The organism is Pseudonocardia pini, from assembly GCF_013870575.1.
Lineage (GTDB): Bacteria > Actinomycetota > Actinomycetes > Mycobacteriales > Pseudonocardiaceae > Pseudonocardia > Pseudonocardia pini.
Map to the genome: position 1 here is coordinate 1 of NZ_JACBXB010000686.1, position 3,039 is coordinate 3,039.

A 3,039-nucleotide genomic window follows, 5' to 3' on the forward strand; every position below is an offset into this window, starting at 1 on the left:
GGGATGGGTTACTCCGAGGAGTACAACGTGGCCCGGTACTTCCGGGAGGCCCGGCTGTTGAAGATCGCGCCGCTCAGCCAGGAGATGGTGCTCAACTACCTGGGCTCGCACGTGCTGGGCCTGCCGAGGAGCTATTAGAGATGCCTGCACTCGAGGTGTTCTCCCTGGATGGGCGGTCCGCCCTGGTGACCGGGGCGGGCGGCGGGATCGGTGCCGCGGTGGCGACCGCGTTCGCCGAGGCCGGGGCCGCCGTCCTGGTGACCGATGTGGACGAGGACGCCGCGCGCGTCGTCGCCAAGCAGATCGTCGAGGCCGGCGGCAGGGCCGAGAGCCAGGTGCTCGACGTCCGGGACCGCGCCGGTGCCGACGCCGCGGCGGCGAAGGCGGCGGACCTCGGCGGCGGGACGCTGCACATCGTGGTCAACAACGCCGGGGCGATCGCACCCGCGATGTTCGGCAAGCTGACCGAGGACGCGTTCCGCCGGATCGTCGAGATCCACCTGATGGGTTCGTTCACGGTGTCGCAGGCGGCGTTGCCGTTCCTGGCGACGGACGGCTCGGGGCGGATCCTCAACGTCACCTCCGCGGCCGGGCTGGTCGGCACGATCGGCCAGGCGAACTACGGCGCCGCGAAGGCCGGGATCATCGGGCTGACCAAGTCGCTGGCCAAGGAGCTGGCGCGCAAGCAGATCACCGTCAACGCGCTCGCCCCCCTCGCGGCCACCGCGATGACGCAGAACATCCGGGACAACGAGAAGCTCGCGGCCAAGACCCTGGAGCGGATCCCGTTGCAGCGCTGGGCGGACCCGGCGGAGATCGCGGCGAGCTTCGTGTTCCTCGCCTCGCCCGCCGCGGGTTATGTGACCGGTCAGGTGCTGCCGGTCGACGGCGGGACGGTCATCTGATGCCGCTTCACGGTCAGGACGTGTTCATCGCCGAGGGCGCCCGCACGCCGTTCGGCCGGTCCCACCCGGAGAAGGGCTGGTTCCGCGACACCCACCCCAACGATCTTCTCGGCGCGGTCTACCGCGACCTGCTGGGCCGCGCCGGGATCGATCCCGGTGTCGTCGAGGACCTGGTGGTGGGCTGCACGGCGCCCTTCGGCGAGCAGTCCCGCAACATCGCGCGCAACGCGTGGCTGCAGGAGGGCTACCCGCCCGAGGTGCCCGCCGTCGTGCTGGACCGGCGCTGCGGGTCGGCGCAGACGGCGAGCGAGATGGCCGCCGCGCTGATCGCGTCCGGCGTGCACGACCTCGTCATCGCCGCGGGCGTGGAGCACATGGGGCACGTCCCGATGAACTCGCCCGCGAAGATCTCCGAGCTCTACGGCGAGCCGTGGACGCCGAGGATGTGGGAGCGCTACGACTTCGTGACCCAGGGCGAGAGCGCGGAGCTGATCGCCGAGCGCTGGAACCTCTCCCGCGAGGAGATGGACGAGTTCGCCGCCCGCTCGCACCGGCTCGCCGCCGAGGCGATCGCGGCGGGGCGGCTCGACGCGGAGCTGGTCGACTGGGAGCTCGACGGCGAGGTCCGCCACGGCGACCAGACCGTCCGGCCGGGCACCACCGCCGAGACCCTGGCGGGGCTGAAGACGGTGTTCCGCAAGGAGAACGGGCGGATCACCGCGGGTACGTCGTCGCCGATCTGCGACGGTGCCGCGGGTGTCCTGCTCGCCTCGCAGCGCGCGGTCGACGAACACGGCCTCACCGCGCGGGCGAGGATCCTGGACCAGACGACGGTCGGCGTCGACCCGATCATCATGCTGACCGGCCCCATCCCCGCGACCCACAAGCTCCTGGAGCGCAACGGGCTGACCATCGGCGACATCGACCTGTTCGAGGTCAACGAGGCGTTCAGCTCCGTGGTGCTGGCGTGGGAGCGCGAGCTCAAGCCGGACATGGACCGGGTGAACGTCAACGGCGGCGCCATCGCCCTCGGCCACCCCGTCGGGGCGACCGGCGGGCGGCTGCTGGCCACGATCGTCGCGGAGATGGAGCGCCGCGACGTCGAGCTCGGGCTGGTCACCATGTGCTGCGGCGGCGGGCTCGGGACCGGGACCCTGGTGCAGCGGGTCTGATCATGGTCGATCTGCGCGCGCACATCCGAGAAGGCGACGGCGTCTGGTGGAGCCAGGCCGGCGCCGAGGCGACCCCGCTGGTCGACGCCCTGCTCGACCAGGTCACGGACATCGGGCCGGTGCGCGCGTTCAGCGGGCTGACCTTCAACCGGCGGCTGCGCGAGGTGCCGCCGGAGCTCACCCTGGTGTCCTACGGGGCGATGGGGGAGCTGCGGAAGGCCCGCGGGCTGCAGATCGTGCCCGCGCACTACTCGGTGCTGCCGCGGCTGTTCGCCGAGCGCACGCTGCCCGGGGACGTCGGCCTGGTGCAGGTCTCCCCGCCCGGCCCGGACGGGGTCTGCTCGCTGGGCATCGGCGTGGACTACGCCGCGGACGCCGTGCGGCACAGCCGGATCCTGATCGGCGAGATCAACCACCGGATGCCGGCCACCACCGGCACGCCGGGCATCCCGCTGGACCGCTTCGCGGCGACGGTCGAGACCGACCGGCCCGTGCCCCCGGCCCCGGACCGCGCGCCGGACGCCGTCGACGAGGCGATCGCCGCCCGCGTCGCCGAGCTGGTCGAGGACGGGGACACCGTGCAGATGGGCGTCGGTGCGCTGCCGACGGCGATCATGGACGGGCTCGCCGGGCACCGCGACCTCGGCTTCCACTCCGGCATGCTCACCGACGGCGTGCTGCGCCTGGTCGAGAAGGGCGTGCTCACCGGGCGGCGCAAGGAGATCGACGAGGGCCTGCTGGTCACCGGCACCGCCATCGGCAGTGCCGAGCTCTACTCGCGACTCGGCGAGCTGCCCGTCGTCTTCAAGCCCGCCAGCTACACCCACGATCCGGGGGTGCTGGCCCGGCTGCGCAGGCTCGTCGCGATCAACTCCGCCATCGAGGTCGATCTCGCGGGCCAGGTCAACGGCGAGGCGGTCGGCGGCCGCTACCTGGGCGGCATCGGCGGGCAGGCGGACTTC

At 72.5% G+C, this 3,039-nt stretch carries 3 protein-coding genes; all 3 read left to right on the top strand.

Translation table 11 applies throughout. From position 1 onward, the window contains the following. The first annotated feature begins 140 nt into the window (after positions 1-140). Entirely contained in the window at positions 141-905 is a 765-nt protein-coding gene (locus H5J29_RS27170; RefSeq protein WP_220187996.1) for an SDR family NAD(P)-dependent oxidoreductase, read from the top strand. Further along, the gene (locus H5J29_RS27175; protein WP_181783843.1) at positions 905-2,077 is read left to right on the top strand and encodes a thiolase family protein; all 1,173 of its coding nucleotides are present in this window, start codon (positions 905-907) and stop codon (positions 2,075-2,077) included. Before H5J29_RS27170 ends, H5J29_RS27175 begins: the two co-directional genes overlap by 1 nt. Positions 2,078-2,079: 2 nt before the next feature. Continuing rightward, positions 2,080-3,039: acetyl-CoA hydrolase/transferase family protein (locus H5J29_RS27180; RefSeq protein ID WP_181783844.1), on the top strand; the 960-nt coding region annotated here is incomplete at its 3' end.